This is a genomic window from Streptosporangium subroseum (assembly GCF_900188345.1).
In the GTDB taxonomy this organism is placed as follows: domain Bacteria; phylum Actinomycetota; class Actinomycetes; order Streptosporangiales; family Streptosporangiaceae; genus Streptosporangium; species Streptosporangium subroseum.
The window spans coordinates 1-26274 of sequence record NZ_FZOD01000100.1 but is presented as its reverse complement, the minus strand read 5'-3'; the positions used below and the strand labels follow the sequence as shown (position 1 = coordinate 26274).

Below are 26274 nucleotides of genomic sequence, written 5' to 3'. Positions count from 1 at the left end.
AATCGAGGTCGACCTTAAATCGACACTTAATTCGGTTATTGGCTGATCTGTTGCTATCTCGCCGTGTTCGTCCTCGACAATCGAGAGATTGTCGAGGACGAACACAACCGGACGGCGTCACCCGTGGCTACCTGGGACAGGGCAGCGGTCCGACGGTAGAGGTGACGTTGTAGTTGTTGTCGATGGTGACCAGGGAGTTGCCGGACCAGTCGGTGTTGGCGCAGTCGATCGAGGCCGGGCCGTAGTTCCACGAGTCGGCCACGACGGCGTTGTTCCGGGCGACCGCGCCGGGCGCGGTCCTGATCTGCACCGTGTAGGTCCCGCCGATCAGCAGGTTGTCGGTGACCGTGACACCCTGGGTGCGGTCGACCAGGAAGACCGGGGCGGTGTGCGACGGAGCCTTGCGCTGGTCGACCGTGTTGTGGTGGAAGGTGAGGTTCTTGCTGGCGCCGACGGTCTGGATTCCGTCGGAGTGGTCGCCGGGGTTGCTGCACAGCAGGACGTAGGAGTCCTGGATCGTCACGTTGTCGCCGGAGACGCTGAATCCGTCGCCGTGGCCGCGGATGTGCACCCGGGTCGCGGTGAAGTTGGCGTCCAGGATGCCCGGCGCGGTGTCACAGCGGTTGGTCGGGCCGATGGTGGAGTCGCTGACGGTGAAGGAGTAGCGCTTGTTGTCGTAGACGCCGATGATCTGGCCGTCGATCTGGCTGTTGGTGATCGTGACGTTGTCAGCGGTGATCAGCAGACTGCCGGGGATGTGCACGGCGTTGAGGACGGTTCCGGGTTTGGTGATCCTGACCGAGTCGCCGTCCATGTTCAGCTGGAGCTGGGTGAGTTTCGTGCCGGGAGGCACGCCGGTGCACGCCGGGGTCGGATAGTCCGCGCAACCGCTGCCGCCACCGGGAATCGGGGAGAGCGTCGGGCCCGGAGAGAACGTCGGGCGTGGGGAGAACGTCGGGCCGGTGCTCCGCGTGGGTGTCGGGCTCGGAGTGGGGGTCGAGTCGGGTTCCTGGCTCGGACTCGGCTCGGCGCTCGCGGTGGGCGGCTGGCTCTCCGTGTCCGTCGGGTCGGAGGGGGCGTCCGGGATCGCCGTGGTGTCCGGATCCGCCGTGGCATCCGGATCCACCGTGTCGATCGGGGGCTCCGACGGCCGGGGCCTGGGAGGCCTCGTGTTCCACGGGTTCGGATCGCGGTCACGCCAGCGGAAGATGACGTCCACCCAGTAGTTGTAGCCCTTGGGGTTCGACTGGCGAGGGAACCTGCTGTCGCCGTACCCGAACACCCCGGCATTGCGGGACGCCGTGTTCAGCGGGCCCGAGCGCGCGGAGGTGAAGCCCCTGCTGCCCACGTAGGTGCCGTTCCTGCTGTGATAGGAGACCGTGTAGACCTGATCAGCCTGGAGCTCCACGGGCTCGGCGAAGCGGGCCTCCTGCCAGCCGGACTCACTCTCCCCGGCGAACATGACGCTCGCCAGCCGCTGCCCGTCCGCGTTCCACAGGCTTCCGACGTGCCGGCCCTTCTCGCCCTCGGCCTTGTAGAACCGCACTCCCGCCACCGAGCCGTTCTCGGTCGGGGTGAAGCGCATGCCCAGCTCGACGGGCGCGCGGTCCGCGTGTTTCGGGACGTTCACCTCGGTGGTCGTGGACCAGAAGCTCGTCTCTCTGGGTGCCTGGTCCTCGGAGGGCTCCTCGAAGGGTTCCTCAGCGAACTCGGAGGGCTCCTCGGTGAATTCGGGCTGGTCAACGGCCGCCTGCCGCACGGTGACGGTGTCACCCGTGACGATCCAGGCCACCGGGACGGATGCCGCCAGCAAGGCCAAGGTCAGAGCCGGTAGGAGACTCCGGCGTGCTCGCCGGCGGCTGGGTAACCTGCCCTTGGCGTCGCCGCCGCGGTCTTGCGGGTTTGTACTGGCCATTTCGCTGACCTCCGCGCCGATGGGGGATCGGCTCGATAATGTGTCGGTTTTTGCCCTTGTACAGAGGCCATTGTTACGGCTGGGACCTCGGATACGCATCGGCTTCGCGAGTATTAGCCCTTAAATGTCGCCAAATATCGACTTTATGTCTACGCCGCTTCTTGATATTCCATGATGAATGATCATTGAGTCATTGCCGGCAACCGGGGTTCACCCCCGGGGCAACCGCGCGGGCATCCGGCTCGTCGCGGAGCCGGGCTCGCCCGGCGAGGTCCACCACAACGGGACTCCGGCTCTCCACCGTGAGGCACTTCCCCGGCCTTCGGCCGTCGAACGAAAAAGTCGGGGCCCCCGCGGGGGCCCCGACCTCTCCGTCGATCCGTCGATCAGTCGATGCGCCAGGTGTCGCCGGCGAGCAGCAGGCTGTCCAGGTCGCCCGGGCCTCGCTCGTCGATGGCCTCCTCAAGCTGTTCCGCCATCAGTTCGTCGTAGGACGGGCGGTCCACGCTGCGGAAGACGCCGATCGGGACGTGGTCGAAGGCGGGCTCGTCCAGCCGGGACAGCGCGAAGGCCAGCGACGGGTCGGCGCGGTGGGCGTCGTGAACGAGGATCTCGTCCTCGCTCACCGCCGACCTCGGGACGACCTCGATGCCGCCGTCGGCCGCACGCCGTACCGCCTTGGAGGCGGAGGCGATCGGCCGGCCGTGCTCCAGACGCAGCGTGATGTCGTCGCGCTGCGCCGGGTCCTTCAGCTGCTCGAAGGCGTTGTCGTTGAAGATGTTGCAGTTCTGGTAGATCTCGACCAGGGAGGTGCCCTTGTGCTCGACGGCCTCGCGCAGCACCGACTGCAGGTGCTTGCGGTCGGAGTCGAGGGTCCGGGCCACGAAGGAGGCCTCGGCGCCGATGGCCAGCGAGATCGGGTTGAACGGCTTGTCCAGCGAGCCCATCGGAGTGGACTTCGTGATCTTGCCGATCTCCGAGGTGGGGGAGTACTGGCCCTTGGTCAGGCCGTAGATCCTGTTGTTGAACAGCAGGATGTTCAGGTTGACGTTGCGGCGCAGCGCGTGGATCAGGTGGTTGCCGCCGATGGACAGCGCGTCGCCGTCACCGGTGATCACCCAGACCGACAGGTCGGGACGCGAGGAGGCCAGGCCGGTCGCGATCGCCGGGGCGCGGCCGTGGATCGAGTGGAACCCGTAGGTGTTCATGTAGTACGGGAACCGGGAGGAGCAGCCGATGCCCGAGACGAACACCATGTTCTCGCGCTTGAGGCCGAGCTCGGGGACGAAGGCCTGGACCGCGGACAGGATCGCGTAGTCCCCGCAGCCCGGGCACCAGCGAACCTCCTGGTCGGTCTTGAAGTCCTTCATTCCGAGTTTGATCTCGGACTTCGGGACCAGGGACAGTCCCCTGCCGTTGGCGACGGCTTCGTGGGGAGCGGACAGGTCAGCACTACTCACTGTCGATCACGTCCTGAATCACGCCGGCGAGTTCTTCGGCCTTGAACGGAAGCCCGCGCACACGGTTGTAGCTGATGATGTCGACCAGGAAGCGGGCGCGGAGCAGCAGCGCGAGCTGGCCGAGGTTGATCTCGGGGAGAAGCACCTTGTCGTAGGAGCGCAGAACCTCTCCGACGTTGGCGGGCAGCGGGTTGAGGTGCCGCAGGTGCGCCTGGGCGACCTTGCCGCCGGCCTTCCTGATCCTCCGTACGGCCGCCGCGATCGGGCCGTAGGTGGACCCCCAACCGAGCACCAGCACGCGGGCGTCCCCGTCGGGGTCGTCCACCTCCAGCGCCGGGATGTCATCGGCGATCCCGTCGATCTTGGCCTGGCGGAGCCGGACCATCCGATCGTGGTTGTCGCCGTCGTAGGAGATGTTGCCGGTGTCCTCGGCCTTCTCGATGCCGCCGATCCGGTGCTCCAGACCGGCGGTGCCGGGAATCGCCCAGGGGCGGGCGAGGGTCTCGGCGTCGCGCTTGAACGGCAGGAAGGTCACGCCGTCCTCGTGGTTCGGCCCGCTGGCGAACTCGGTGGAGATGTCCGGCAGTTCGGCCGCGCTGGGCAGCTTCCACGGCTCGGAGCCGTTGGCCAGGTAGCCGTCGGAGAGCAGCATGACCGGCGTGCGGTACTTCACCGCGATCCTGACCGCCTCCACCGCCGCGTCGAAGCAGTCGGACGGAGTGGCCGGCGCCACGATCGGCAGCGGGGACTCACCGTTGCGGCCGAACATGGCCATAAGGAGGTCGGTCTGCTCGGTCTTGGTGGGCATGCCGGTGCTGGGGCCCGCGCGCTGCACGTCCACGACGATCAGCGGCAGCTCGGTGGTCACGGCCAGGCCGACGGTCTCGGCCTTCAGCGCCACACCCGGCCCCGAGGTCGTCGTGACTCCCAGGGCTCCGCCGAAGGCGGCTCCGAGCGCCGCGCCGACGCCCGCGATCTCGTCTTCGGCCTGGAAGGTGCGGATACCGAAGCGCTTGTGCTTGGACAGCTCGTGCAGGATGTCGCTCGCCGGAGTGATCGGGTAGGACCCGAGGAACAGCGGCAGCTTCGACTGCACCGAGGCGGCGATCAGGCCGTACGCCAGGGCCTGGTTGCCGGAGATGTTGCGGTAGACGCCGGGAGCCAGCTTGGCCGGCTTGACCTCGTAGGAGACCGAGAAGGACTCGGTGGTCTCACCGTAGTTCCAGCCCGCCTGGAAGGCCGCGATGTTGGCCTTGGCGATGTCGGGCTTCTTGGCGAACTTGTTCTCGAGGAACTTGATCGTCGCCTCGGTCGGCCGGTGGTAGAGCCAGCTCAGGAGCCCGAGGGCGAACATGTTCTTGGACCGCTCGGCGTCCTTCTTGGACAGCGAGAAGCCTTCGAGGGCCTTGACCGTCAGCGAGGTCAGCTGCACCGGGTGGACCCGCCACTCGGCGAGCGAGCCGTCGTCGACGGGGCTGCCGTCGTAGCCGACCTTCTGCAGGTTGCGCTTGGTGAACTCGTCGGTGTTGACGATGATGTCGGCACCGCGCGGCAGGTCTCCGAGGTTGGCCTTCAACGCGGCCGGGTTCATCGCGACCAGGACGTTGGGCGCGTCGCCGGGGGTCAGAATGTCATGGTCGGCGAAATGCAGCTGGAAACTCGACACACCCGGAAGCGTTCCTGCGGGAGCGCGGATCTCGGCGGGGAAGTTGGGGAGGGTCGACAGGTCGTTGCCGAACTCCGCGGTTCCCGCCGTGAAGCGGTCACCGGTCAACTGCATGCCGTCGCCGGAGTCACCGGCAAATCGGATGATCACGCGGTCGAGTTGCTGAACCTGCTTGGTCACAGCTCAGTCCTCCTCGACGCGACAGGGCGCCGTTGCTGATAGCACATTCTTTTTTCCATGCTAGATCCTCGGGGTCACGCGTAGTCTTTCGCGTTCCACTCGGCGGAGAGGAGAGTGACATTTGTCGCACGTTCTCGGCGACCGCTGAGGTGGAGTCTGGGGCGCGAACGGTGCGGCCATTCCATGGCCTACCTGAAGGTCACGATCGCGAACAGTTAGCCCGACACAACCCGGCGACGACCCGGCACAGGTCTATGTGCAGGCGGCCGAAAAGGACAGTTAGGGTCACGTTGCCTAACTATATGTCCCGCATACGGGCCGGTCTCATCACCTCTGGCTATGGACCCATAGCCAGAGGTTATGGCATCGCCCGCCCGTGGAGGGCGGAAGAGGTGCTCGCGGAGTCGTATGTCCTGCCCGCCAGGGCTCCACGAGCACCATACAGCTCCGGAACGGTGACAAAGGTGTATCCCTCGGCCGTCAGACGCCGCAGGATCTCGGGTGTGGCGTCGACGGTCGCGCTGTGAACATCGTGCAGGAGGATGATCGCGCCGGGGGCGGCCCTGGAGACGGTCCGGTCGGCGATGGCCCGGGGGTCCGCGTCGCGCTCGTCCTGGGTGTCGACGTTCCAGCGGATCACCGCGAGACCCAGGGTGCCCGCGATGGAGGTGACCTGGGTGTCGGTCGCGCCGTACGGCGGGCGCATCAGCGTGGGAACCTGCCCGATCGCCTGGGTGATCTCGCGCTGCGTGCGGACGAGCTGGTCGGCGATCTCGATGGGGGACATGGCCGTGAGGTCGCGGTGGGACCAGGTGTGGTTCGCCGCGAGGTGCCCCTCGTTCCGTATCCGCTGGAGCAGTTCGGGATGGGCCGAGGCGTTGGAGCCGAGGCAGAAGAAGGTCGCCCTCGCGTTGTGGTCGGCGAGGATGTCCAGCAGCCGCCCGGTCTCGGGCCCCGGCCCGTCGTCGTAGGTCAGTGCCACGCATTTGGCCTTCGCGCAGTTCACACTGCCTGTCAGGGAGCTCGCGGCCCGGGGCTTGGCCGTGTTCTCCGCGTCGATGGACGCCTTCGGCGGCGGCGCCGAGGTCGCCGCTGCCGCCGACCTCGTGGCCGCCCGCTGTGCCCGTAGCCCGGACGCCGACAGCAGCGTGTCCGCCTGCGCGTGGGACAGGGCGACCGCCACCCGGCCGAGAGACTGCGGCCCCACCTGACGGTCGTCGAACTCCACGACGAGCTCGCCGCGGGGGTTGAAACCGAGGGAGTCGAACATCTTCGGGTCCGGCCTGACCGAGGAGGGATTAGTCTCCGGTCCCCGCTGGGCCAGCTTGACCCTGACGAGGGCGGCCAGCGTGTTCAGCGCGGCCTTGTCCTTGAGCAGGCCGGTGGAGTCCAGGGCGCGTTTGGAAGTCCGGTCGTACCAGATCGTGGTCCGGGCCTCGGACCAGCTGGATCCCGTGGACGCCCCGAAGCGCAGCCGTACGCCGACGGCCTCGGGGGACACGGCGGAGAGTTGCCATTCCACGTTGAACTCGGGAGGGGGCAGGACGCCGGCCACGCTGCCGCTTCCGGGGTCCCTGGGGTTTCCGGTGCTGCGGGCGGGCACGGTGGACTCGGTGAACCTGTCGAGTTCCTCGTTCACCGTCCTGCGAAGCTTCTCGTTGAGGAGGGGGGCGTCGGCCAGGGAGGGATAGACGACGTGCACGTGCCGGGCGTCGAGGTCTCCTTCCGAGATGGTCTGGGTGCTCAGGCCGGAGACCTGGGAGGGGTCCACGTAGTCGATCAACGTGGGTTCGGAGGGGACGGGGCCTTCCACACCGGGAGAGGTGCTGTTTATGCCACAACCAGCGACTGATGCGGCAATCAGCGCGATTCCTCCCAAGACTCGGGCTTTAGGCATAGTTGTCACACTAAACGTGGGTTGATCCTATTTACTCCGTTTTGGGGTTAAGCGGGCGCAGGCTTTAGCGGCTCGGCGGTTTGGCGAATCCGGCGGGTGACGGGGCCGGTGGATGCTGCTAATACTGCTAGTAGCCGACGGGCGGAGCGGGAGACCTCCGCGCGGCCGGGGCCTTCCTGAGAGGTGGAGCCATGGGCGGATATTTCAGCTCTTATGCGGCGGTCCTCGTGCTGTTCGCGATCGGCCTGGTGATCGTCGCGGGGGCCCTGTCCGTCAACCGGCTCCTCCGTCCGAGCCGCCCGACCCCGGAGAAGCTGCTCACCTACGAGTGCGGCGTCGACCCGGTCGGCGGCGACTGGGCCCAGTCGCAGGTCCGTTATTACGTCTATACATACTTGTACGTAGTGTTCGCGGTGGACGCGGTCTTCCTCTTTCCCTGGGCGACGATCTTCGCCGCGCCGGGCTTCGGGATGACCACCCTGGCCGAGATGTTCGTCTTCCTGGGTTTCATCGCGCTCGGGATCCTGTACGGCTGGCGCAAACGCGTTCTCACCTGGACCTGAGGGTCCGGACGGGTGGACGTGATGGCTCGGGCGGCCGGGCGAACGTGGACCTGTAGGGCCCGGGCGGCCGGGCGGACGCGATCGACTCCGAAGGAGAATACGGGTCATGACGGATCTCCCGATGCCCACGCTGGGGCCGGTCTCGCGGCTGGCCCCCAAGCCCATGCGCTTCATCCTCAACTGGGGGCGCCGCTACTCGCTGTGGGCGTTCAACTTCGGCCTGGCCTGCTGCGCGATCGAGTTCATCGCGACCTCGATGAGCAGGCACGACTTCATCAGGTTCGGTGTCATCCCGTTCGCCAACGGTCCCCGGCAGGCGGACCTGATGATCGTCTCGGGGACGGTGACCGACAAGATGGCCCCCGCGGTCAAACGGCTGTACGAGCAGATGCCCGAGCCGAAGTACGTGATCTCCTTCGGCGCCTGCTCCAACTCCGGCGGCCCCTACTGGGACTCCTACTGCGTGACCAAGGGCGTCGACCAGATCATCCCGGTGGACGTCTACGTCCCCGGCTGCCCGCCCCGGCCCGAGGCCCTGCTCCACGGCATCATGATGCTCCAGGAGAAGATCGCCGCCGAGAACATGGGCGAACGGTATGCCTGACCCCGGCGCGTGGATCCCGAGGCCCGAGCCCCGCCGACCCGGCTCGATTCCCGACTCTGATGTCCGTTCCTGATTCCTGAATCCGATGTCCGATCCGGCGAGGAGCCGAGCGTATGCCGAGCAGCGAGGGGTGGTGAGCGGCCGATGAGCGCCGGTCCGATCGAGGAGCGATACGGCACGCGCGTCCAGGTGTCGGAGTCCTTCGGCGAGATCACGGTCGACGTGGCCGCCGCCGACTGGATCGACCTGCTGGAGTTCGTCCGTTCCCAGGGCTACGAGTTCTTCGACTGGCTGACCGGCGTGGACGAGCCGCCGGACGAGTTCGGGATCGTCGCCCACGTCTTCGACCAGGCCTCGCGCCGTCACCTGCTGCTGCGCACGCGGGTGCCGCGCGCCGACCCCCGGCTGCCCAGCGCGGTCGGCGTCTTCCGCGGCGCGAACTGGCACGAGCGCGAGACCTTCGAGATGTTCGGCGTGATCTTCGAGGGGCATCCGAACCTGATCCCGCTGCTGCTGCCCGACGGCTTCGAGGGGTTCCCCCTGCGCAAGGACTTCGTGCTGGCCGCCCGGGTCGCCAAGGCCTGGCCGGGGGCCAAGGAGCCGGGCGAGTCCGATCACGGCTCGCCGAGCCGCCGCAAGACGCTCCCGCCCGGCGTGCCCGCGGACTGGGGGCGTGATGGCTGAGGTGCTCGACGTCGCGGTCCGGCTCGTTGTGATCATTGCGATCTTCCTGGTGCTGCCGCTGGTCGCCGGGCAGATGGAGCACAAGGTCATGGCGCACATGCAGGCGCGCCTCGGCCCGATGTACGCCGGGGGCTTCCACGGCTGGGCCCAGCTGATCGCGGACGGGGTCAAGTTCATGCAGAAGGAGGAGGTGATCCCCACCGCCGCCGACCGCCGGGTCTTCGTCCTGGCGCCCGGGGTGGCGCTGATCCCCTACCTCGTGGTGATGATCGTCATCCCGGTCGGCCCCGGGCTGGTCGGCGTGGACCTGGACGCCGGCCTGTTCTTCGTCCTCGCCGTGATGGGGGTCGGCGTGCTCGGCTCGATCATGGCCGGATGGTCGTCGGGCAACAAATACTCGGTCCTGGGCGGGATCCGCTCGGCGGCTCAGCTCATGTCCTACGAGCTTCCGCTGGTCCTCGCCGCCTCCAGCGTCGCGATGGCCGCCGGCACGCTCTCGCTGCCGGGCATCGTGGAGTCCTGGCAGTGGTGGTGGCTGCCCTGGCAGGCGATCGGCGGGGTGGTCTTCTTCACCGCCGGGCTCGCCGAGCTGCGCCGCCCGCCGTTCGACATGCCGATCGCGGACTCCGAGATCATCATGGGTCCGATGACCGAGTACACCGGGATGAGGTTCGCCCTGTTCATGCTGGCCGAGTACGCCGGGATCATTGTGATCTCCGCGCTCACCAGCGTATTGTTCCTGGGCGGCTGGCACGGCCCTTTCCTGCCCGGGCCCGTGTGGATGCTCCTCAAGGTGTTCCTCCTGGTGTTCGTGGTCATCTGGCTCCGGGTGAGTTACCCCCGGCTCCGTGAGGACCAGCTCCAGAGGCTCGCCTGGGTCGGCCTGGTGCCGCTGGCGCTGGTCCAGCTCGCGCTGACGGGGGTCGTCAGGGTCCTCGCGGGATGATCTCCGTTCGCCCTGCCGGATCGAGGCGGGCACGGTCGCGGGCCTGCGGGAGGGGCACGCCGCTTCGCCGTACGGCCCGTTGCGACGTTCGAAGTTCGCACACCGGGCAGGAAGGCACACATACGTGTGACATCACAGGTCAAGGACGGAATGTATGACCCTCGCGCTTGCCGTGGAGAGAGACGAGCTGATCGTCGACGTGCCGGAGCACCGGCCGGTACGGCTGCCGCTGTCCGGGCGGGACCGGGTGAGCACGCTGCTGTTCTTCGGTTACCCCGGTAGGGGCAGGACGAGGTACGGCCTGGCGATGCTCGACGAGTCCGGCCTGGTGATGCTGCAGGCGCCGGGTTCCCGCTCGCGCGGGGCGGTGCAGGCGTTCGCCGCGGAGATCGGCCTGAAGTTCGAGGCGCGGGTCTTCGACACGGCGCAGCAGGCCAGGGTGGCGCTCGCCCGCAGGTCGCCGCGCTGGCAGGGGGTGACCTGGCGCAGGCCGCCCCCGCCCCTGCCCCGGATCCGCGTGCCCGGGGTGAGGAGCCTGCGTCCGCCGATGAGCTCGCCGAAGGTCTGGTGGCGCGAGCAGCTGCTGTACGGGCTCATGTGGCTGGTGCTCGCCTACGGCGCCGTTTTCGTGGCGCTGGTCGTCATCAACATGACGGACACCCGCGCCGAGGTCACCCGGGGTATGGGCCCGCTCGGGATCGCGGCCCTGGCCCTGGCCGCGCTGACGGTCATCGGCGCCGTCGTCGTGGTCGGGGTCGGCCGTCGCCGCAGCCGTAACCAGACCACCCAGGGACGGGTGCTCCGGCGCCTGGGCGACCCGCACTGCCGCCTGGTGGCCGTCCACGGCCGGTTGCTGCTGGAGACCGCGCGCAGGACCCGCGAGATCGACGCGTCCACGTTGCTGCTGTACTCGGTGGAGTCCGGGGTGACGGGGCTGGTGATGGGCGACGGGCTGTTCCACCTGCCGGGATACTGGGATCCCCGGGAGACGGAACGCTTCGCCACACGGAACGGCCTGGCCCTCACGACCCGCACGCTGAGCCGCGAGGAGTATCTCGACCTGACCGTCCAGATGAAGGACGCGGTGCCCTGAGTTCCAGGCGGCGCTCCCGGTCCCGTGGCGTCCAGAACCCGCCGCGAACGTGAGGGCCCCGCGGCCTGACGCGCGCTCGGTGCACGGGTCAGTGCACGATTCGCAGCATGACGTCGGCCGCCGTGGGCCTGTTGCCCGGCTGTTTGTCCAGGCAGGAGGCGGCCAGCGGGCGCAGTGAGACGGGCAGGGACGACAGGTCCGGGTGATGGTTGATCACCCGGTTCAGGATCGCGGGGATGGTGTCCTCCCCGAAGGCCGCACGGCCGGAACCGGCGAAGATCATGGTGGCCGCCCAGCTGAACACGTCGGACTCCGGGCCGACCGCGCCTCCCGCGAGCTGCTCGGGAGACATGTAGGCGGGGGTGCCCATGATGTTGCCCGACGTCGCGGTGACCTGGTCCAGGGCACGGGCGATGCCGAAGTCGATCACGCGCGGCCCGTCGGAGCCGATCAGCACGTTGGCCGGCTTGAAATCCCGGTGCACCACGCCCGCCCGGTGGATCGCGGCCAGCGCGCCCGCCGTGGCCAGGGCCAGCCGGGTCAGCCCGTCCTCGTGGCGCGGCCCCCGGTCGCGGATCAGCTCCTCCAGCGAGACGCCTTCCACGTATTCACTGACGATGTACGCCTGGTTGTCGTTGATGTTCACGTCGAGCACCCGGGCCGTGGAGAACGTCGCCACCCTGCGCGTCGCCTCCACCTCCCGCAGGAACCGTGCCCGCACCACCGGGTCGCCGCTGAAGCGCTCGTGCAGGACCTTGACCGCGACCTTCTGCCCCTGCGGGGTGAGCGCGAGATGGACCGTTCCCTGACCGCCCTCGCCCAGTCTGCCGATCAGCCGGTACGGTCCGATCCAGCCCTGGGGCCCCTGGGGCCGGCGGTCGTGGGCCTGGCGATCCTGGCCGTGATGCTGCTGGTTGGTGGGGGCCGGCATGCGATGAGCCTGGCCGGGAGGGATGGGCGTGTGGTGAGCCTGGCCGGGAGGGATGGGCGTGTGGTGAGCCTGGCCGGGAGGGGCGGGCGTGTGGTGGGCCTGGCCGGGGTGATCCTGACCGTACCGGCCCCGGGGCCGGTCGTGATGGGGCCGGTCGTGCTGCGCCTGGGGCCGGTACGCGGGCGCGTACGCGCCCGGGGGACCGGCGTGGGCGATGGGGTACGGCGTCGCCGAGGGCGTGCGCTGCTGGAACACGGCGCCCCTGATGATCAGCGCATGGCCCAGCCCGCCAAACCAGCTGCCGAACAGCCCGATCGTCCCGAGAGCGTCCAGCCAGGCCGGGATCAACTCTGAGTCTTCGTAGGCCACCGCGCCGACCATGAAGCTCCCGATGCCGAGTCCGTAGAGGATCGCGGCGAATACCAGCCAGGGGCTCCGCAGCCGGTATGCGGCATGGCCCATGATGGCCGGAGTGCCGATGCCGCACGTGAAGACGGGCACCAGCGTCCACACCACACTCCACCCCGTGTTGGATCGCGAGGGCGGCTGCGGATACCAATCGGATCCGTACTGGTGGGACATGTCGCGAAGAATACGTATTTTTTAAGGTCCTCGTACTCCCCTTGAGATTGATTGGGCAATGAGGCTCAATAGTCGAACACACAGACTGTGGATAACTGCTGTGGATAACTTGGGAAGATCGAGGGCGAGCCCTTTCCCTGGTCTGCCGCATTCCCGAGTGCCCCGCCGTACGTCATGATGTTGAGTTGTGGCACGCATACCAGGAGTGGGGTTGGCAAAGGGACTATCCATCACCCTTCGCCACATGCTGAGCCGATCCGTGACCCAGCAATACCCCGAAGTCCAGCCGGAGCTGCCTCCCCGGAGCCGGGGGGTGATCGGGCTGGTCGAGGAGAACTGCACGGTATGCATGCTCTGTGCCCGTGAGTGTCCCGACTGGTGCATCTACATCGATTCCCACAAGGAGACGCTCCCCGCACCCGAGGGCGGCCGTCCCCGCGCCCGAAACGCGCTCGACCGCTTCGCGATCGACTTCTCCCTGTGCATGTACTGCGGGATCTGCATCGAGGTATGCCCGTTCGACGCGCTCTTCTGGGCTCCGGAGTTCGAGTACGCCGAGGGCGACATCCGCAACCTCATCCACGAGAAGGACAAGCTCGCGGGCTGGATCCAGGCCGTCCCGCCGCCACCGGCCCACGAACTCAACGCCGATCCCCCGAAGGAGCTGTCGGCCGCTTCCCGTCCGGCCCGCTCCGGCGCGGGAAGGACGGCGCCCGGCGCGCCGCCCAGAACGGCCGCCACCGCCCCGGATGCCGTCCCGAGCAGCGCTTCCGGTGCTTCCGACGCCTCTGACGCGGCCGCCACTGGCGATTCCGGTACGGCGAGCGGCCCCGGTACGGCGAGCGGCTCTGAGACGGCGGGCGGCTCCGAGGCGGCCGGAACGGCACCCGGCGCGAAACCGGATAGACCAGCTAGACCGGTACGGCCGGCACGGGGGACTTCGGCGGGACATGCGAATGTCCGAGCCATCCGCCCGCCCGGAGCCCTCCCGAAGAAGGACGATCCACCCACGGGCGGTTCGTCCACAGAGGGCCCATCTACAAGTGGTTCATCCATGGGTGGTTCATCCACAGGCGGCCTGCCCGCAGGTGGTTCATCCACAGGCGGCCCGCCCGCAGATGAGTCATCCACAGAGGGCCCGCCTGCAAGTGGTTCATCCACGGGCGGTTTGTCCACAGGTGGGCCATCCACGGGTGGCTCGTCCGGGGGTGAGCCATCCGCGGACGGCCCGCCCGCAGGAGAGCCATCCACAGGTGGCCCGTCCACGGACGAGTCATCCACAGGTGAGTCGTCCACGGACGAGTCATCCACAGGTGAGTCGTCTACCGGAAAGTTATCCACAGGTAAAGGCGGCGTACCCCCGGCAGCGGGCACACCAGGGCAGACTTCGGCGACGGATCCGAGTGGAGAGCCGGAGGAGAAGCCGTGACCGAGGTGCCGTCCTATCTGCCGCCGACCGGGCAGGAGATCATCTTCCTTCTGCTGGGTGTGGTGGCCGTCGGGTCGGCACTGCTCGTCGTGACCACCAAGCAGGTTGTCCACGCGGCCCTGTGGCTGGTCGTCTGCTTCGGCGCGCTGGCCGGGTGCTATCTGATCCTGACCGCCGAGTTCGTCGCCTGGGTCCAGGTGCTGATCTACGTCGGCGCGATCGTGGTCCTGCTCCTCTTCGGCATCATGCTCACCCGCGCCCCGATCGGCAGGACCGCCGACCTTGACAGCCGAAACCGCCCGGCCGCCGCGATCGTGGCGATCGCCACGGCGGCCGTGCTGGTCACCGTGGTCATCGATGGCTTCCGCGCCGCCTACGCCCCCCTCGAAGCCGGTGGGGGGTCGGCCAAGGAGCTCGGCTCCAGCATCTTCCGCAACTGGGTGCTCCCCTTCGAGGTGCTCTCGATCCTCCTGCTGGCCGCCCTGATCGGCGCCATCGTCCTGTCCCGCACCGACATCCGCGGGAGGGACTGACGTGCACGTCGTCTATCCGACGGTTGTCTCGGCGCTGCTGTTCTCCATCGGCGTGTACGGCGTGCTCGCCCGTCGCAACACGATCCTCGTGCTGATGTCCGTCGAGCTCATGCTCAACGCCGTCAACCTCAACCTGGTCGTGTTCGACGTGTGGCTGCGTGACCGGCTCCACGGTGGTCAGGTTCTCACGCTGTTCGTCATCGTGATCGCCGCCGCGGAGGTCGGGCTCGGCCTGGCGATCATTCTCGCGCTCTACCGCAACCGCCAGACCATCGACCTCGACCGCCTCCGCACCCTGACCGAACCCACCGATTCCGGCACCGATCCGGAAGGCGGCTCAGCCCCCGACGCCTCGTCCAACGCTCCCACTCCCGGCCCCGGCCCCGATGCCGGCCCGGCCCGGGGGGCGGCCCCGGCCGGCTCACCCAGTGGCACCGTCTCCCCGGGCAACCTCCTTAACAGCGCCGCCGACCGGGCACAGACCAACTCCGAACCGATCATCCGGCCAGGTGACACCTCGTGATCACCATCGCCGCGCTCGTCATCCTGTTGCCGTTCGTCGCGGCGGCTGTAGGGCTTCTCGGTTCCCGGTTTCCCCGGGGACTCCGTGGTGGGGCCGCCGACGCGGCGGCGAATCGCCGGGCGGCCTGGATCGCCGTCGTGCCCACCGCGATCTCCGCGGTGCTGGCGATCTGGCTCGCCTACTCCAATTGGGCCGGCATGGGCGAAGGGCGCGGAGAGCTGCTCCCCGTCCCCGCCGGATCCGGGGGCTCGGCGGGGATCGAGGGCGTCACCGCCACGTTCGACGTCATCGAGACGGGCTCGGTGTCGATCTCGGTGGGGCTGCTCGTCGATGGCCTCGCCGCGTCGATCGCGGTGCTGGCCGCCGTGGTCGCGCTGGCCGTGCAGGTCTATTCGATCGGCTACATGCGCGATGACCGCCGCTACCCGTCCTACAGCGCGTTCATCAGCCTGTTCACCAGCGCCATGCTCCTGGTCGTCTACGCGGCGGACCTCCTGGTCCTCTACGTGGGCTGGGAGATCATGGGTCTCTGCTCCTACCTGCTGATCGGGCACTGGTGGGAAGACCGGGCCAACTCCCGGGCGGCGATCAAGGCGTTCCTCGTCACCCGGATCGGCGATGTCGGCTTCCTGTTCGGCATCTTCGTCCTCGGGACGGCGGCCGGCAGTTTCAGGATCGCCGACGTCATCGCCAAGGTTCCCGAGATGTCCTCCGGCACGATCATCGCCGCGACCATGCTGCTGCTCGCCGGGGTCGCGGGAAAGAGCGCCCAGGCTCCGCTGCACGTCTGGCTACCCGACGCGATGGCCGGACCGACCCCGATCAGCGCGCTCATCCACGCGGCCACCATGGTCGCCGCCGGCATCTTCATCGTCGCCCGGCTCTACCCGGTTTTCCTCGGCGCCCGACCCACCCTGGACGTGCTCGCGGTTCTCGCCGCGCTCGGCATGCTCGGCGCAGCCCTCGCCGCCCTGGCACAGGACGACCTCAAACGCGTCCTCGCCTACTCCACGATCAGCCAGCTCGCCTACATGGCGGGTGCCCTGGCCGCCGGATCCGATAGTGCGGCGATCTTCCACCTGATCACCCACGGCGCCTTCAAGGCGCTGCTCTTCCTCTGCGCGGGAGCGGTGATCCACGCGGTCGGCTCCAACCTCATGAGCGCGATGGGGGGCCTGCGCCGGGAGCTCCCCATAACCTTCGTCACGATGACGATCGGCTTCGCCGCTCTGATGGGTCTGCCTCCGGCCAGTGGCTTCTTCAGCAAGGACGAGGTGCTGGTGGCCATGGAGCGGGCGTTGTCCAGCGGACCGCTCACCGACGCGGCGGCCCTGCTGCTGTACGGCTGCGCGCTGGTCACGGTCGCGGTGACCGGCGCCTACGCCACCCGCGCATGGCTACGCACCTTCTTCGGAGAGCGTCCCATCATCGCCCTCCCCGAGCCCGCGCCCGGGACGGCCCACGTCATCGACATTCACGAGGCACCGGCCACCATGCGCTGGCCGATCATGATCCTCTCCGTGCCGGCCCTGCTCCTGGGCTTCGTCGGGATCGCGGACGTCCACTGGGACGCCGCCGCCCTCAGCGTCGTGATGGCGCTGCTGGGCGCAGGCGTGGTCTATGTCGTGTGGCGCAGCGACCCTCTGAGCGACCCGGCCCGCATGCTCGGCCCCTTCCGTGTCCCCTGCGAGCAGGCCTTCTACGTCGACTCCGTCTACAACGCACTGTTCGTCCGGCCGGTGCTGGACCTCGCCCGCCTTGTCGTCCGTACCGATGACCACCTGGTGGACGGCGCGGTGCGCGGCTCGGGCCGGGCGACCATGAGCCTGTCGAGGCTGGTGCGTCTGGCACAGAACGGCAATGTCCAGCTCTACATCACCGGCCTGCTCTCGGGTGTCCTTCTCATCGTGGCCTGGGCGGTGATCTTTAGATGATCTCTCTGCTCTTTTGGGGAACCGTGGCCGCCGTCGTGTTGCTCCTGATCCGTCTGGCGGTGATGCGCCGATGAGCGCGGACTCGATCGCGTCACCTGGGCGATACGCCCGAACCGTCGTGTCGCCCAGGCGGTATGCCCGAACCGTCATGTCGCCAGGGCGACCAGCTCGAATCATCGTGCCGCTCGGGCGACACGCCTGGATCACCACCTCCCCGACGCCGGGAGAGGTGGCCGAGTCATGAGCTGGGTGCTGATCGCGCTCCTCGGGGTGCCGCTGGCCGGTGCCGCCGTGCTGCTCGCGCCGTCCAGGACGGACGCCGTGGCCAGGGGGCGGCTGCTCAGGGTGCACGGCCTGGCCGTGTCCGGGGTCACGTTCGCGCTGTCCGTGGTGCTGGCCGCCGGGTTCGACTACGGCGACGCGGCCCGGGTGCAGTTCTCGACGGACCTGGCCTGGATTCCCGGGCTCGACCTCAGGTTCCACCTCGGCCTGGACGGCATCTCACTCCCGTTGGTCGTGCTGACCACGCTGCTGACCTTTCTCTGCTTCGTCTACCTGTGCTGGGGCAGCGCCGACGGCCCCGGGCAACTACTGCGGCCCAAGGCCGGCGGTAACCGTCCCAGGGCGCTGGTGTTCACGCTGCTCATCCTCGAAGTGGGCATGATCGGCACGTTCCTCGCACTCGACCTGCTCCTGTTCTTCGTGTTCTTCGAGGTCGTCCTCATCCCGATGTACTTCGTCATCGCCATCTGGGGCGGGCGAGCCCGGCGGGCGGCGGCGATCAAGTTCATCCTCTACACGCTGCTCGGCTCGGCCGTTCTCCTGCTCGGTCTGCTGCTCATCTGGGCGCAGACCGGGACCCTGGACATGGTCGCCCTCGCGCGGGCGCAGGGGGCGGGCATGTCCCGCTCGGTGCAGATCATCGCCTTCATAGCCGTCGGCATCGGCTTCGCGGTCAAGACCCCGATGTGGCCGCTGCACACATGGCTGCCCGACGCCCATACCGAGGCGCCGACCGTCGGCTCGGTGCTCCTGGCGGGCGTGCTCCTCAAGATGGGAACGTACGGCTTCGCCCGTATCGCGATCCCGGTCCTGCCGGACGGCGCCGCGGCGGCCGCCCCCTGGCTCGGGGCCTTCGCCGTGATCGGCATCATCTACGGCTCCCTCGCCTGTCTCGCCCAGCGTGATCTCAAGCGGATGATCGCCTACTCCTCGGTCGGTCACATGGGCTTCGTGCTGCTGGGGTTCGCCACGCTCACCCCGGTCGGCTTCAACGCCGCCCTGTTCGGCAACATCGCCCACGGCCTGATCACCGCCCTGCTCTTTTTCATCGCAGGAGCGATCAAGGAGCGTCACGGCACCTCCGTCATGCCCGCGCTCGGTGGCGGCATGCTGTCACGTCTGCCGCACCTCGGTTCCCTGCTGACCTTCGCCTGCATCGCCTCCCTGGGACTACCGGGACTGGCGGGTTTCTGGGGCGAGATGCTCGCCCTCCTCGGCGCCTTCGAACCGGCCGCCGGCCTGTCCCGCCCCCTCTACCTGACCTTCATGGTCATCGGAGGTCTCGGCACCGTGCTGACCGCCGCCTACTTCCTGCTCATGCTCTCCCGGGTCACCCACGGCCGGGGCATCAAAACCATCCACGCCCCGGTGCTCGCCGCGGTGGGCGGAGGGACCGATCCCTCCCGGGTCGCGATGGGTGCCGGAAACGCGCGCATGCGCGACGTCACGAGCTACGAGCTGGCCGCCTGGGTGCCGCTGGTCGGGTTGATCCTGCTGTTCGGTCTCTGGCCGAAAGCTCTTCTCCTCCTCACCGATCCGGTGGTCCACACCCTCCTGGGGGCGCCGTGATCCAGTCAATCGACTACTACGCGGTCGCCCCGCTGCTGATCCTCGCCCTCACCGCCGGGCTCGTGCTGATTCTGGACGCCTTCCTGCCTCACCGGCCGTATGTCCGGCGGGCGCTCGGCGGGGTCACTCTGGCCGGTGTGACCGGCGCCCTGGCCGTGGTGGTCTCCCAGGCCATGCGCACCGGAGGGCCGCTGAAGACCTTCTGCGTGCCGGACGGGCTGCTCGGCCCCTCCGGCGGCGCGGGTGGCGGGGCCGCGCTTCTGACGGTTCCGCCGGTGGCGGGCCAGGCCGCCGCGGCGCCGTGCTCGTTCGTGGTCGACGACTTCACGCTGATCTTCGCGGGCCTCGCGCTGGCCGCGGGGATCGTCGTGGTGCTGCTGTCGGCGGCGGAGCTCTCCTCCGGAGACATCCCGGTCGGCGAATGGTACTTCCTGCTGCTCTGCATGCTCGCGGGTGCCGTCGCCCTACCCGCCTCCCGCGACCTGATCATGCTGTTGGTCGCGCTGGAGCTGGTCTCGCTGCCGGTGTTCGCGCTCACCGCGCTCAAACGCTACGACGGCCGCAGCTCCGAGGCGGCGGTCAAGCTCTTCCTGGTCTCCGTGGTCTCCACCGCGGTGATGCTCTTCGGGGTCTCCCTGCTGTACGGAACGACCGGGACCGTCTACCTCGACCGCATCGCCCAGATCCTGAGGGAGGGCGTTCCCCCGTCCATCGCCGGTCTCAGCCCGGGCCAGGGCGTCGCCGGCGTCTACTCCTCCTCGCTGGAGATCAGCCACGACCTGCCCGCGGTGGTCACCGCGGCCGTGGTGCTGGTTCTTGCCGGGTTCGCCTTCAAGATCGCGGCGGTGCCGTTCCACGCGTGGGCAGGCGACGTCTACCAGGGCGCTCCCATCCCCGTCGCGGCCCTTCTCTCCGTCATCTCCAAGGCGGCCGGGTTCGCAGGCCTGATCCTCATCCTGGTCATCGCCCTGGGGAGCCAGGCCGCCACCTGGGTCCCGCTGATCGCGATCATCGCCGCGCTGACCATGACCGTGGGCAACCTGCTCGCCATGCGGCAGCGCCACGCCGTGCGCCTGCTCGCCTGGTCCTCCGTCGCCCAGTCGGGCTACATCCTCGCCCCCCTCGGCGTCCGGAACGACGCGGCGATGAGCGCGTCGATCGCCTACCTGGTGTTCTACGCGGCGATGAACATCGGGGCGTTCGCGGTGGTCATGCTGGTGTCGAGACGGTCCTCGCGAAACGAGCTGGACGACTACCGGGGCCTGGTGTTCCAGAACCCAGCGGCCGGGCTGGCGCTGGCCTTCTTCCTGATCTGCCTGGCCGGCCTGCCCCCGGGGCTGGCCGGACTGTTCGCCAAGATCGTGGTGTTCCGGGAGATCGTCGACGGAGGCGGCGGCTGGCTGGCCGTGGTGATGGCGGTCAACACGGTCATCGGCCTCTACTACTACGTCGCCTGGGCCGTGCGGATCTTCACTCCGGCCCCGGTGACCACGGGCGGCGTCATGGACATGACCGCCGGGGCGGGCGGCAGCCGTACCGGATGGGTGCCCGCGGGCGTGGCGATCGCGCTGGCCGCAATCATCGCGGTGGCGTTCTCGATCGCCCCCCAAATAGTGCTCGATCTCCTTCCGGCGGAGTTCATTACCCCGGGCTGAACGCTCAGGGGAACGTTCGACCTGGCCGGAGACGTTGGACTGGTGAAACAGCATCAACCGATAAGGGGGATGTAGTGCACCACAACGGTCTGCGTACGGCGATCCTTCTCGGCGCACTGTCCGCGGTGATCATCGCGGCGGGAGCGTGGCTGGGAGGCGGTTCCGGCGTGCAGATCGCGGTTCTGATCGCGCTGGTGACGAACGGCATCGCCTACTTCTTCTCCGACCGTATCGCCCTGTCCGCCATGCGTGCCCGGCCGGTGGGCGAGGTCGAGCAGCCGACGCTCTACCGGATCGTGCGTGAGCTCTCCACCGAGGCTCGCCAGCCCATGCCCAGGCTGTACGTCTCGCCGACCATGCAGCCCAATGCCTTCGCGACCGGGCGCAACCCCCGCAACGCCGTGATCTGCGTGACCTACGGGATCACCCAGCTGCTCGACGAGCGCGAGCTGCGCGGGGTCATCGGACACGAGCTGTCCCACGTTTACAACCGGGACATCCTGATCTCCTCGGTGGCGGGGGCGCTCGCCACGATCATCACCTACCTCGGCTACGTCGGCCTGTTCTTCGGTGGCGGAGACGACGACGAGGGGCCCGGTTTCATCGGCGCGCTGCTCATGATCGTGCTCGGTCCGGTCGCCGCCGGAGTGATTCAGATGGCCATCTCCCGGTCCCGGGAGTACCAGGCGGACGAGTCCGGAGCCCGGCTGACGGGCGATCCGCTGGCGCTCGCCTCGGCGCTCAGGAAGATCGAGATGGGCACCCGCCAGCTGCCGCTCCCCGAGAACGGCCGCCTGGCCTCCGCCTCTCACCTCATGATCGCCAACCCCTTCCGGGGTGCCGGAATCGGCCGGATGTTCTCCACACACCCACCTACCGCCGAGCGCGTCGCCCGTCTGGAGCGGATGGCGGGCTACCGCCGCTGACGCCGTCGCCCCGTCCCGCATGGCGGGCAGGGAACCCCTTGGCCTCCTCCGCCGTGGCTCAACCCGACAGTGATGATCACTCCAGCGGGAACGGCAGGCAGGCGCAGCGGCCTCATCGAGCGCCTCCTGCCCTCTCGGGCAGGAGTCCCACCACGTACAGACCTACCGGACGCCCGTGGGATGCCGGCCGACGGCGCCGCCACACCTGTCGTTGAGATCAGGGCGGTCCCGATATCAGGAGTGGTGGGCTACCGGATTGGTCTCCTCCGGGGAGAGACCGGGGATGCCGTCGATACTCTCGCGGTTGTTCTTGGCGCGGTAGGCGCGCTGCTGCTGGACCTCCTTGCGCCCCGCCCACTCGTCCAGGAGCGTCCGGTCCTCGTCGAAGGACATGAACGGCACCGAGAAGCCGCAGGAGTCGGAGATCCGGTCGCAACTGACGATGATGATCGACCTGACGCCGGGGTGCGGGCCGAAATTCTTGATCAGCTCGGAGAACTCGGAGTCCTTCGGCACGACGACCCGGCCGGTGCCGTACAGGCGAAGAATGTTGGGGGGACCGGAGAAGGCGCAGAACATGACCGTGATGCGGCCGTTCTGGCGGAGGTGGGAGATGGTCTCCACGCCGCTGCCGTCCAGATCGAGATAGGCGACCGTGAGGTCGTCGAGGATGGCGAAGGTGTCGGCGTATCCCTTGGGAGAGACGTTGACGTGACCACCCTGCTCGGGGGCCGTCGCGATGAAGTAAACCGGCTGGGCTCCGATGAACTCACGTAGCCGATCGTTGAGCCTGTCGTGAATTTTCCCCATGAAAGCGACGATAGTTCGTCGTCGCTCGCCTGACAGCTCCGGGATCCACGAGCTGCCGTCTCCGCCCATCGCCTGTCAGGAACGTCTCCGTCCACCGCCTGTCAGGAAGGTCCCTGTCCACCGCCCGTCGGGAAGGTCGCCGTCTACCGCCCGCCAGGAACATGGCCTGTCAGGAACACCGGCCGGTGGCCATGTCGACGAACTACGAGGCAGGGCTTCTCCACCCACCACCCGGAGCCGACATCCGGCTCCCGTCGATTTCGGCGATCTCGCGGGCGACCCGCACGAAGTCCCGTACCAGCGGGGTTTCGTGATCAGCGCGCCAGGCCACGACGACGGAGGTGGGAGGTAGCCCCGTAGTGGGGACGAAGGCCAGGCCCGGGCGCGCGTGGAAACGTTGCGACGAGGCCTGCGCGAATGCCACCCCGGCGTCCATGAGAATCGACTCCAGGCATTCGTCCACCGTGACGACCTCTCGGCCGATACGGACCGGGTTGCCCTTCCGCTGGTCCAGGGCAAGCCAGAAGTCACGGCAGGGCTCCGGCGCTTTCCAGGCGACGAACGGCTCGTCGAGCACGTCCTCGACACTCACCACGTCGCGACCGGCGAGAGGGTTGGCGGCGGAGACGACGAGCACGCGCGGCTCGGTGAAGAGGGTCTCGGTGTGCAGCCACGGGATGTGCCCCAGCGGAGGCCGGGTCAGCGCCACGTCGACATGGCCGGTGCCGAGTCCGGCGAGCGGCTCGCGGAAGTCGTACTGGTGCATCTCCACGCTGACGCCGCCATGGTGGTCGCGGAAACGCCGTGTGATCAACGGGGTGAGTTCGGCGGCGGCATTGGCCACGAACCCGATCACAAACGTCTGTGCCCGTTCCTCGGCCACTCTCCGGGTGACCACGACCGCCTGCTCCCAGGCGGCGAGGACCGTACGAGCCTCGCCCTCGAACTCCTTGCCCGCAGGGGTCAGAATGACTCCGCGACCGGTGCGTTCGAACAGTCGCACGCCGAGGTGCTGCTCAAGACGGTGGATCTGATCGCTGAGCGTCGGCTGCGAGACGAACAGGCGTGCGGCGGCCCGGCGGAAGTGCAGCTCCTCGGCGACCGCGAGGAAGTAACGCACCAGTCGGAGACTCTCGTCCACCCTTCCACGGTAGAACTCGTCCCTCACGGACCCGATACCCGGGTGATAGACCGCGGCTATCACCCGGCCCGGATTCGCTATTGGACTTCGGCAGACGGCGTTCCTAGCGTCGGGAATGTACGGGGAACCCATCCGTGACCGGGTCCGGAGCGGGGAGGGACGTCCATGAGCACCACGTATGCGGCCGATCGCTGGGCGACGGAATTCCAGCACGTCTCCGACGACGACGCCGAGCTCTCGGCGCACGGGAGGTATTTCTCGTGCGACTACCTGCTCGACATGGGCGAGCGAAGCTACATCGTGCGCGTCCACCGAGGAAAGATCGAGGAGATTGTCGTCGATCCCGGCCCGCTGGAGGCCTACCAGTTCGCACTCCGGGCGAGCGCCGACACCTGGCGGAAGTTCTCTCAGGACCCGCCTCCGCCGATGTTCCACGGAATCTGGGCCGCCTCGTTCAGGGAGGACATGAGCCTTGAGGGCGACCTGCTCGTACTCATGCAGAACCTGCGATGCCTGACCCGCCAGCTCGAACTGCTGCGCGTCACCGGCGCGCCGGTGTGAGGGGGAGACCATGGCACGGGGAGTCATTTCGCCCGTCACCGGGCACTACGTCACGATCGACGTACAGGGCGACCGATGCAAGGTCTTCTACCTGGAGAACGGCCGGGGCCGCCCGCTCGTCTGCCAGCACACCGCGGGCTGCCACAACCACCAGTGGCGTGACCTGCTCGAGGACGAGGTGATCACCCGCGACTACCGGGTGATCGCCTACGACCTGGCCCGGCACGGCAAGTCCGACCCGCCGCACAACACCGAGTGGTGGAAGGAGGAGTACAGGCTCACCGCCGACTACTTCGTCGACTTCATCACCGAGTTCTGCGACGCCCTCGAACTTGAAGACCCGATCTTCATGGGCTCCTCGTTCGGCGGCAACGTCGCGCTGCAGCTCGCACTTCGCCACCCGGAACGCTTCGCCGGAGTCATCCCGGTCGAGGCCGCCGACTACTCACCCGGCTTCTACCTCGACTGGTGGCAACATCCTCATGCCAACGCCGCCCAGGTGTGCGCCAGCGGTGTCTGGGATCTCATGGCGCCCCAGTCGCCCGAGATGGATCGGCGGCTCACCTGGTTCTACTACAGCCAGGGCGCGGAGGCGTTCAAGGGCGATCTGTACTTCTACTCCGTGGATCACGATCTGCGAGGCCGGCTCCACGAGATCAATGGGGAGGAATGCCCGGTCGTGCTGATGACCGGGACCTACGACTACCTCACGACGCCGGAGGACAGCCGGCGCAGCGCCCAGCAGATCAAGGGCGGTCATTTCATCGAGATGCCGGACATCGGCCACTTCCCGATGAGTGAGAACTACCCGGTGTTCAGGACCTACCTTCAGGAGGCGCTGCGCCACATCGAGGGGGCGACGCCAAAGCGATAGGCCGGTTCGCACGCGGAGGGGTCCGAGACGCGACGGGACGACACCGAAGAGACAAGCCGGTCCATACGTGGAGAGGCCCGAGACGCGCGAGACACGATGGGCGACACCGAAGAGACAAGCCGGGCCCGTACGCGGAGAGGTCGAAAACGCGGTGGGAGAGACCCGAGACACGACGGTGAGGCCCGAGACAGGGGAGAAGAAGGCGGGCACGACGGGAGGCCCGAGGCACAGGAGAAAACACGCGCCCTGATGGACGATGCCCTCAGCCGTGTGCCCCGGATATGCCCTCCCGAGCAGAGCAAACCCTGAACATGCAGCCCAGAGCCCTGATTGCCCGGCCTGCTATCTGTAGTTCGTGAACTGAAGGGCGATCTCCAGGTCCTTACCCTTGAGCAGGGCGATGACCTCCTGGAGTTCGTCCCTCTTCTTGGAGCTCACCCGCAGCTCCTCGCCCTGGATCTGGGCCTTGACGCCCTTGGGCCCCTCGTCCCGGATGATCTTTGAGATCTTCCTGGCGTGATCCTGGTCAATGCCCTCCTTGAGGGTGACCAGGAGGCGGTAGTCCTTGCCTGACAGCTTGGGCTCATCCGCGTCCAGGATCTTGAGCGAGAGATTCCGCTTGATCAGCTTGTCCTTGAACACGTCAAGGACCGCGTTAACGCGCTCCTCGCTGTTGGCTTTGATCTCGATGGCCTTCTGGCCGCCGGACCAGGCGATGGTCGCGCCGGTGCCCTTGAAGTCAAATCGGTGCCCGACCTCCTTGACCGTCTGGTTCAGCGCGTTGTCGGCCTCCTGGTGGTCGATCTTGCTGACGATGTCAAAACTGCTGTCGGCCATGCGTCGACTATCCTCTCTAGCTCTCTTGTCGACCCTAGCGCTTCGCTTATCGGCTCACGATGAAGGTGACCGTCAACATCGAGGCGACGGCGCCAAGGGGTCGGTTTTCCTGCCATCCGCGCATCGGATCGGGGCGAGGAGCGGCAGAGGCTCATCCCCGCGCAGGACCGCCGTGAGGGGCGGTATAGGTCGCGAAAGTCCTGGTTGGGCAGGCTATCGACGGGGGGACTCCGCGGATGTCACGTCACGCCCCGAAGTCCGCTATTCTTCTTCCTGTCGCCGCCGCAAGCGGAGGACACGGCAGGTTGCCCGAGTGGTCAAAGGGAGCGGTCTGTAAAACCGTCGGCTCAGCCTACGCAGGTTCAAGTCCTGCACCTGCCACACCAGCTTTTCCCAGCTCAGAGCCCCGCAAGGGGCTCTTTTGCTTTTCCGGGACATGCAGCCAGATGCCGCTCTGAGCGGCCTCATGTCGGTGGTCGCGTAATATACGCGCAATGATCTTGAGGCTGTTTTCCCAGGTCGCGCCGGGCTTTCAGCGTGGTTCAGAGGCGAGAAGCAGCTGGTGAAAGGTCGAAGGGTCCCGGATGGTGTCCGGGGTCGAGGAACATGGGGACAGCCATTAGCGGTACGGGCTGTTCGAGCAGGTTAGGGCGGTGCCCGTGAGTCGGCTTTCAGCTCG

21 protein-coding genes, 1 tRNA gene and 1 pseudogene are annotated in these 26274 nt (G+C 67.8%); 15 read left to right on the top strand and 8 right to left on the bottom strand.

The genetic code is table 11. The annotated features are described in order from the left end of the window. Positions 1-127 precede the first annotated feature (127 nt). The 4 genes from CHC08_RS45305 to CHC08_RS45290 all read right to left on the bottom strand — a co-directional run bounded on the left by CHC08_RS45305 (position 128) and on the right by CHC08_RS45290 (position 7034). Positions 128-1813, bottom strand: a complete 1686-nt coding sequence (locus CHC08_RS45305; RefSeq protein WP_179282600.1) for a DUF4082 domain-containing protein — start codon at positions 1811-1813, stop codon at positions 128-130. Between the two features lie 488 nt (positions 1814-2301). Beyond that, positions 2302-3285, bottom strand: coding sequence for a 2-oxoacid:ferredoxin oxidoreductase subunit beta (locus CHC08_RS45300; RefSeq protein ID WP_089213560.1), 984 nt, complete (start codon positions 3283-3285; stop codon positions 2302-2304). An 82-nt stretch (positions 3286-3367) separates the two neighbouring features. Further along, a complete protein-coding gene (locus CHC08_RS45295; RefSeq protein WP_089213557.1) occupies positions 3368-5221 on the bottom strand; it encodes a 2-oxoacid:acceptor oxidoreductase subunit alpha in 1854 nt (617 codons plus the stop codon). Positions 5222-5579: 358 nt separating this feature from the next. Then, positions 5580-7034 carry a polysaccharide deacetylase family protein gene (locus tag CHC08_RS45290; RefSeq protein WP_143653646.1) on the bottom strand — a complete coding sequence of 485 codons (1455 nt, stop codon included), beginning with the start codon at positions 7032-7034 and terminating at the stop codon, positions 5580-5582. Between the two features lie 275 nt (positions 7035-7309). On the opposite strand from CHC08_RS45290, the gene CHC08_RS45285 reads away from it, so the two are divergent. The 5 genes from CHC08_RS45285 to CHC08_RS45265 all read left to right on the top strand — a co-directional run bounded on the left by CHC08_RS45285 (position 7310) and on the right by CHC08_RS45265 (position 11008). Then, a complete protein-coding gene (locus CHC08_RS45285; protein WP_089213555.1) occupies positions 7310-7681 on the top strand; it encodes an NADH-quinone oxidoreductase subunit A in 372 nt (123 codons plus the stop codon). A gap of 106 nt (positions 7682-7787) precedes the next feature. Continuing rightward, positions 7788-8285: an NADH-quinone oxidoreductase subunit B gene (locus tag CHC08_RS45280; RefSeq protein WP_089213554.1), complete on the top strand. Its 498-nt coding sequence runs from the start codon at positions 7788-7790 to the stop codon at positions 8283-8285. A gap of 144 nt (positions 8286-8429) precedes the next feature. Continuing rightward, complete coding sequence (locus tag CHC08_RS45275) at positions 8430-8969, top strand: NADH-quinone oxidoreductase subunit C (RefSeq protein ID WP_089213553.1); 540 nt, start codon at positions 8430-8432, stop codon at positions 8967-8969. After that, positions 8962-9915 (top strand): NADH-quinone oxidoreductase subunit NuoH, encoded by a 954-nt coding sequence (gene nuoH, locus CHC08_RS45270; protein ID WP_089213552.1) that lies wholly within the window; start codon positions 8962-8964, stop codon positions 9913-9915. Before CHC08_RS45275 ends, nuoH begins: the two co-directional genes overlap by 8 nt. A 154-nt stretch (positions 9916-10069) precedes the next feature. After that, the gene (locus CHC08_RS45265; RefSeq protein ID WP_089213551.1) at positions 10070-11008 is read left to right on the top strand and encodes a hypothetical protein; all 939 of its coding nucleotides are present in this window, start codon (positions 10070-10072) and stop codon (positions 11006-11008) included. 88 nt (positions 11009-11096) lie between these two features. Here the strand turns inward: CHC08_RS45265 and CHC08_RS45260 are convergent, their stop codons facing one another. Further along, entirely contained in the window at positions 11097-12521 is a 1425-nt protein-coding gene (locus CHC08_RS45260) for a serine/threonine-protein kinase (protein WP_143653645.1), read from the bottom strand. Between the two features lie 244 nt (positions 12522-12765). Between CHC08_RS45260 and CHC08_RS52150 the strand changes: the two genes are divergently transcribed. From CHC08_RS52150 to htpX, 7 genes and pseudogenes are all read left to right on the top strand, one after another. Next, positions 12766-13950 (top strand): NuoI/complex I 23 kDa subunit family protein, encoded by a 1185-nt coding sequence (locus CHC08_RS52150; protein WP_338055740.1) that lies wholly within the window; start codon positions 12766-12768, stop codon positions 13948-13950. After that, positions 13947-14483, top strand: coding sequence for an NADH-quinone oxidoreductase subunit J family protein (locus CHC08_RS45245; RefSeq protein ID WP_089213549.1), 537 nt, complete (start codon positions 13947-13949; stop codon positions 14481-14483). Before CHC08_RS52150 ends, CHC08_RS45245 begins: the two co-directional genes overlap by 4 nt. A 1-nt stretch (position 14484) precedes the next feature. Then, positions 14485-14814 (top strand): annotated as a pseudogene (gene nuoK / locus CHC08_RS52840) (NADH-quinone oxidoreductase subunit NuoK); the annotation flags it as partial. A gap of 188 nt (positions 14815-15002) precedes the next feature. Continuing rightward, entirely contained in the window at positions 15003-16940 is a 1938-nt protein-coding gene (locus CHC08_RS45235) for an NADH-quinone oxidoreductase subunit 5 family protein (protein ID WP_089213547.1), read from the top strand. A 240-nt stretch (positions 16941-17180) separates the two neighbouring features. Continuing rightward, positions 17181-18791 (top strand): complex I subunit 4 family protein, encoded by a 1611-nt coding sequence (locus CHC08_RS45230; protein ID WP_089213546.1) that lies wholly within the window; start codon positions 17181-17183, stop codon positions 18789-18791. Then, positions 18788-20446, top strand: a complete 1659-nt coding sequence (locus CHC08_RS45225; protein WP_089213545.1) for an NADH-quinone oxidoreductase subunit N — start codon at positions 18788-18790, stop codon at positions 20444-20446. The genes CHC08_RS45230 and CHC08_RS45225 overlap by 4 nt, the downstream gene beginning before the upstream one ends. A gap of 74 nt (positions 20447-20520) precedes the next feature. Then, on the top strand, positions 20521-21372 hold the full coding sequence (gene htpX / locus CHC08_RS45220; protein WP_089213544.1) for a zinc metalloprotease HtpX: 852 nt from the start codon (positions 20521-20523) through the stop codon (positions 21370-21372). Positions 21373-21606: 234 nt separating this feature from the next. Here the strand turns inward: htpX and CHC08_RS45215 are convergent, their stop codons facing one another. Further along, complete coding sequence (locus CHC08_RS45215; protein ID WP_089213543.1) at positions 21607-22182, bottom strand: pyridoxamine 5'-phosphate oxidase family protein; 576 nt, start codon at positions 22180-22182, stop codon at positions 21607-21609. Positions 22183-22384: 202 nt separating this feature from the next. Beyond that, positions 22385-23323: a LysR family transcriptional regulator gene (locus CHC08_RS45210; protein WP_218825803.1), complete on the bottom strand. Its 939-nt coding sequence runs from the start codon at positions 23321-23323 to the stop codon at positions 22385-22387. A gap of 165 nt (positions 23324-23488) precedes the next feature. Between CHC08_RS45210 and CHC08_RS45205 the strand changes: the two genes are divergently transcribed. Further along, positions 23489-23884: a hypothetical protein gene (locus CHC08_RS45205; protein ID WP_089213542.1), complete on the top strand. Its 396-nt coding sequence runs from the start codon at positions 23489-23491 to the stop codon at positions 23882-23884. Positions 23885-23894: 10 nt separating this feature from the next. Next, positions 23895-24758, top strand: a complete 864-nt coding sequence (locus tag CHC08_RS45200; RefSeq protein ID WP_089213541.1) for an alpha/beta fold hydrolase — start codon at positions 23895-23897, stop codon at positions 24756-24758. Positions 24759-25100: 342 nt separating this feature from the next. Here CHC08_RS45200 and CHC08_RS45195 read toward each other — a convergent pair whose 3' ends face one another. Next, positions 25101-25595: a YajQ family cyclic di-GMP-binding protein gene (locus CHC08_RS45195; protein ID WP_089213540.1), complete on the bottom strand. Its 495-nt coding sequence runs from the start codon at positions 25593-25595 to the stop codon at positions 25101-25103. A 299-nt stretch (positions 25596-25894) separates the two neighbouring features. Between CHC08_RS45195 and CHC08_RS45190 the strand changes: the two genes are divergently transcribed. After that, positions 25895-25976 (top strand) — tRNA-Tyr (locus CHC08_RS45190). The last annotated feature ends 298 nt before the right edge of the window (positions 25977-26274 follow it).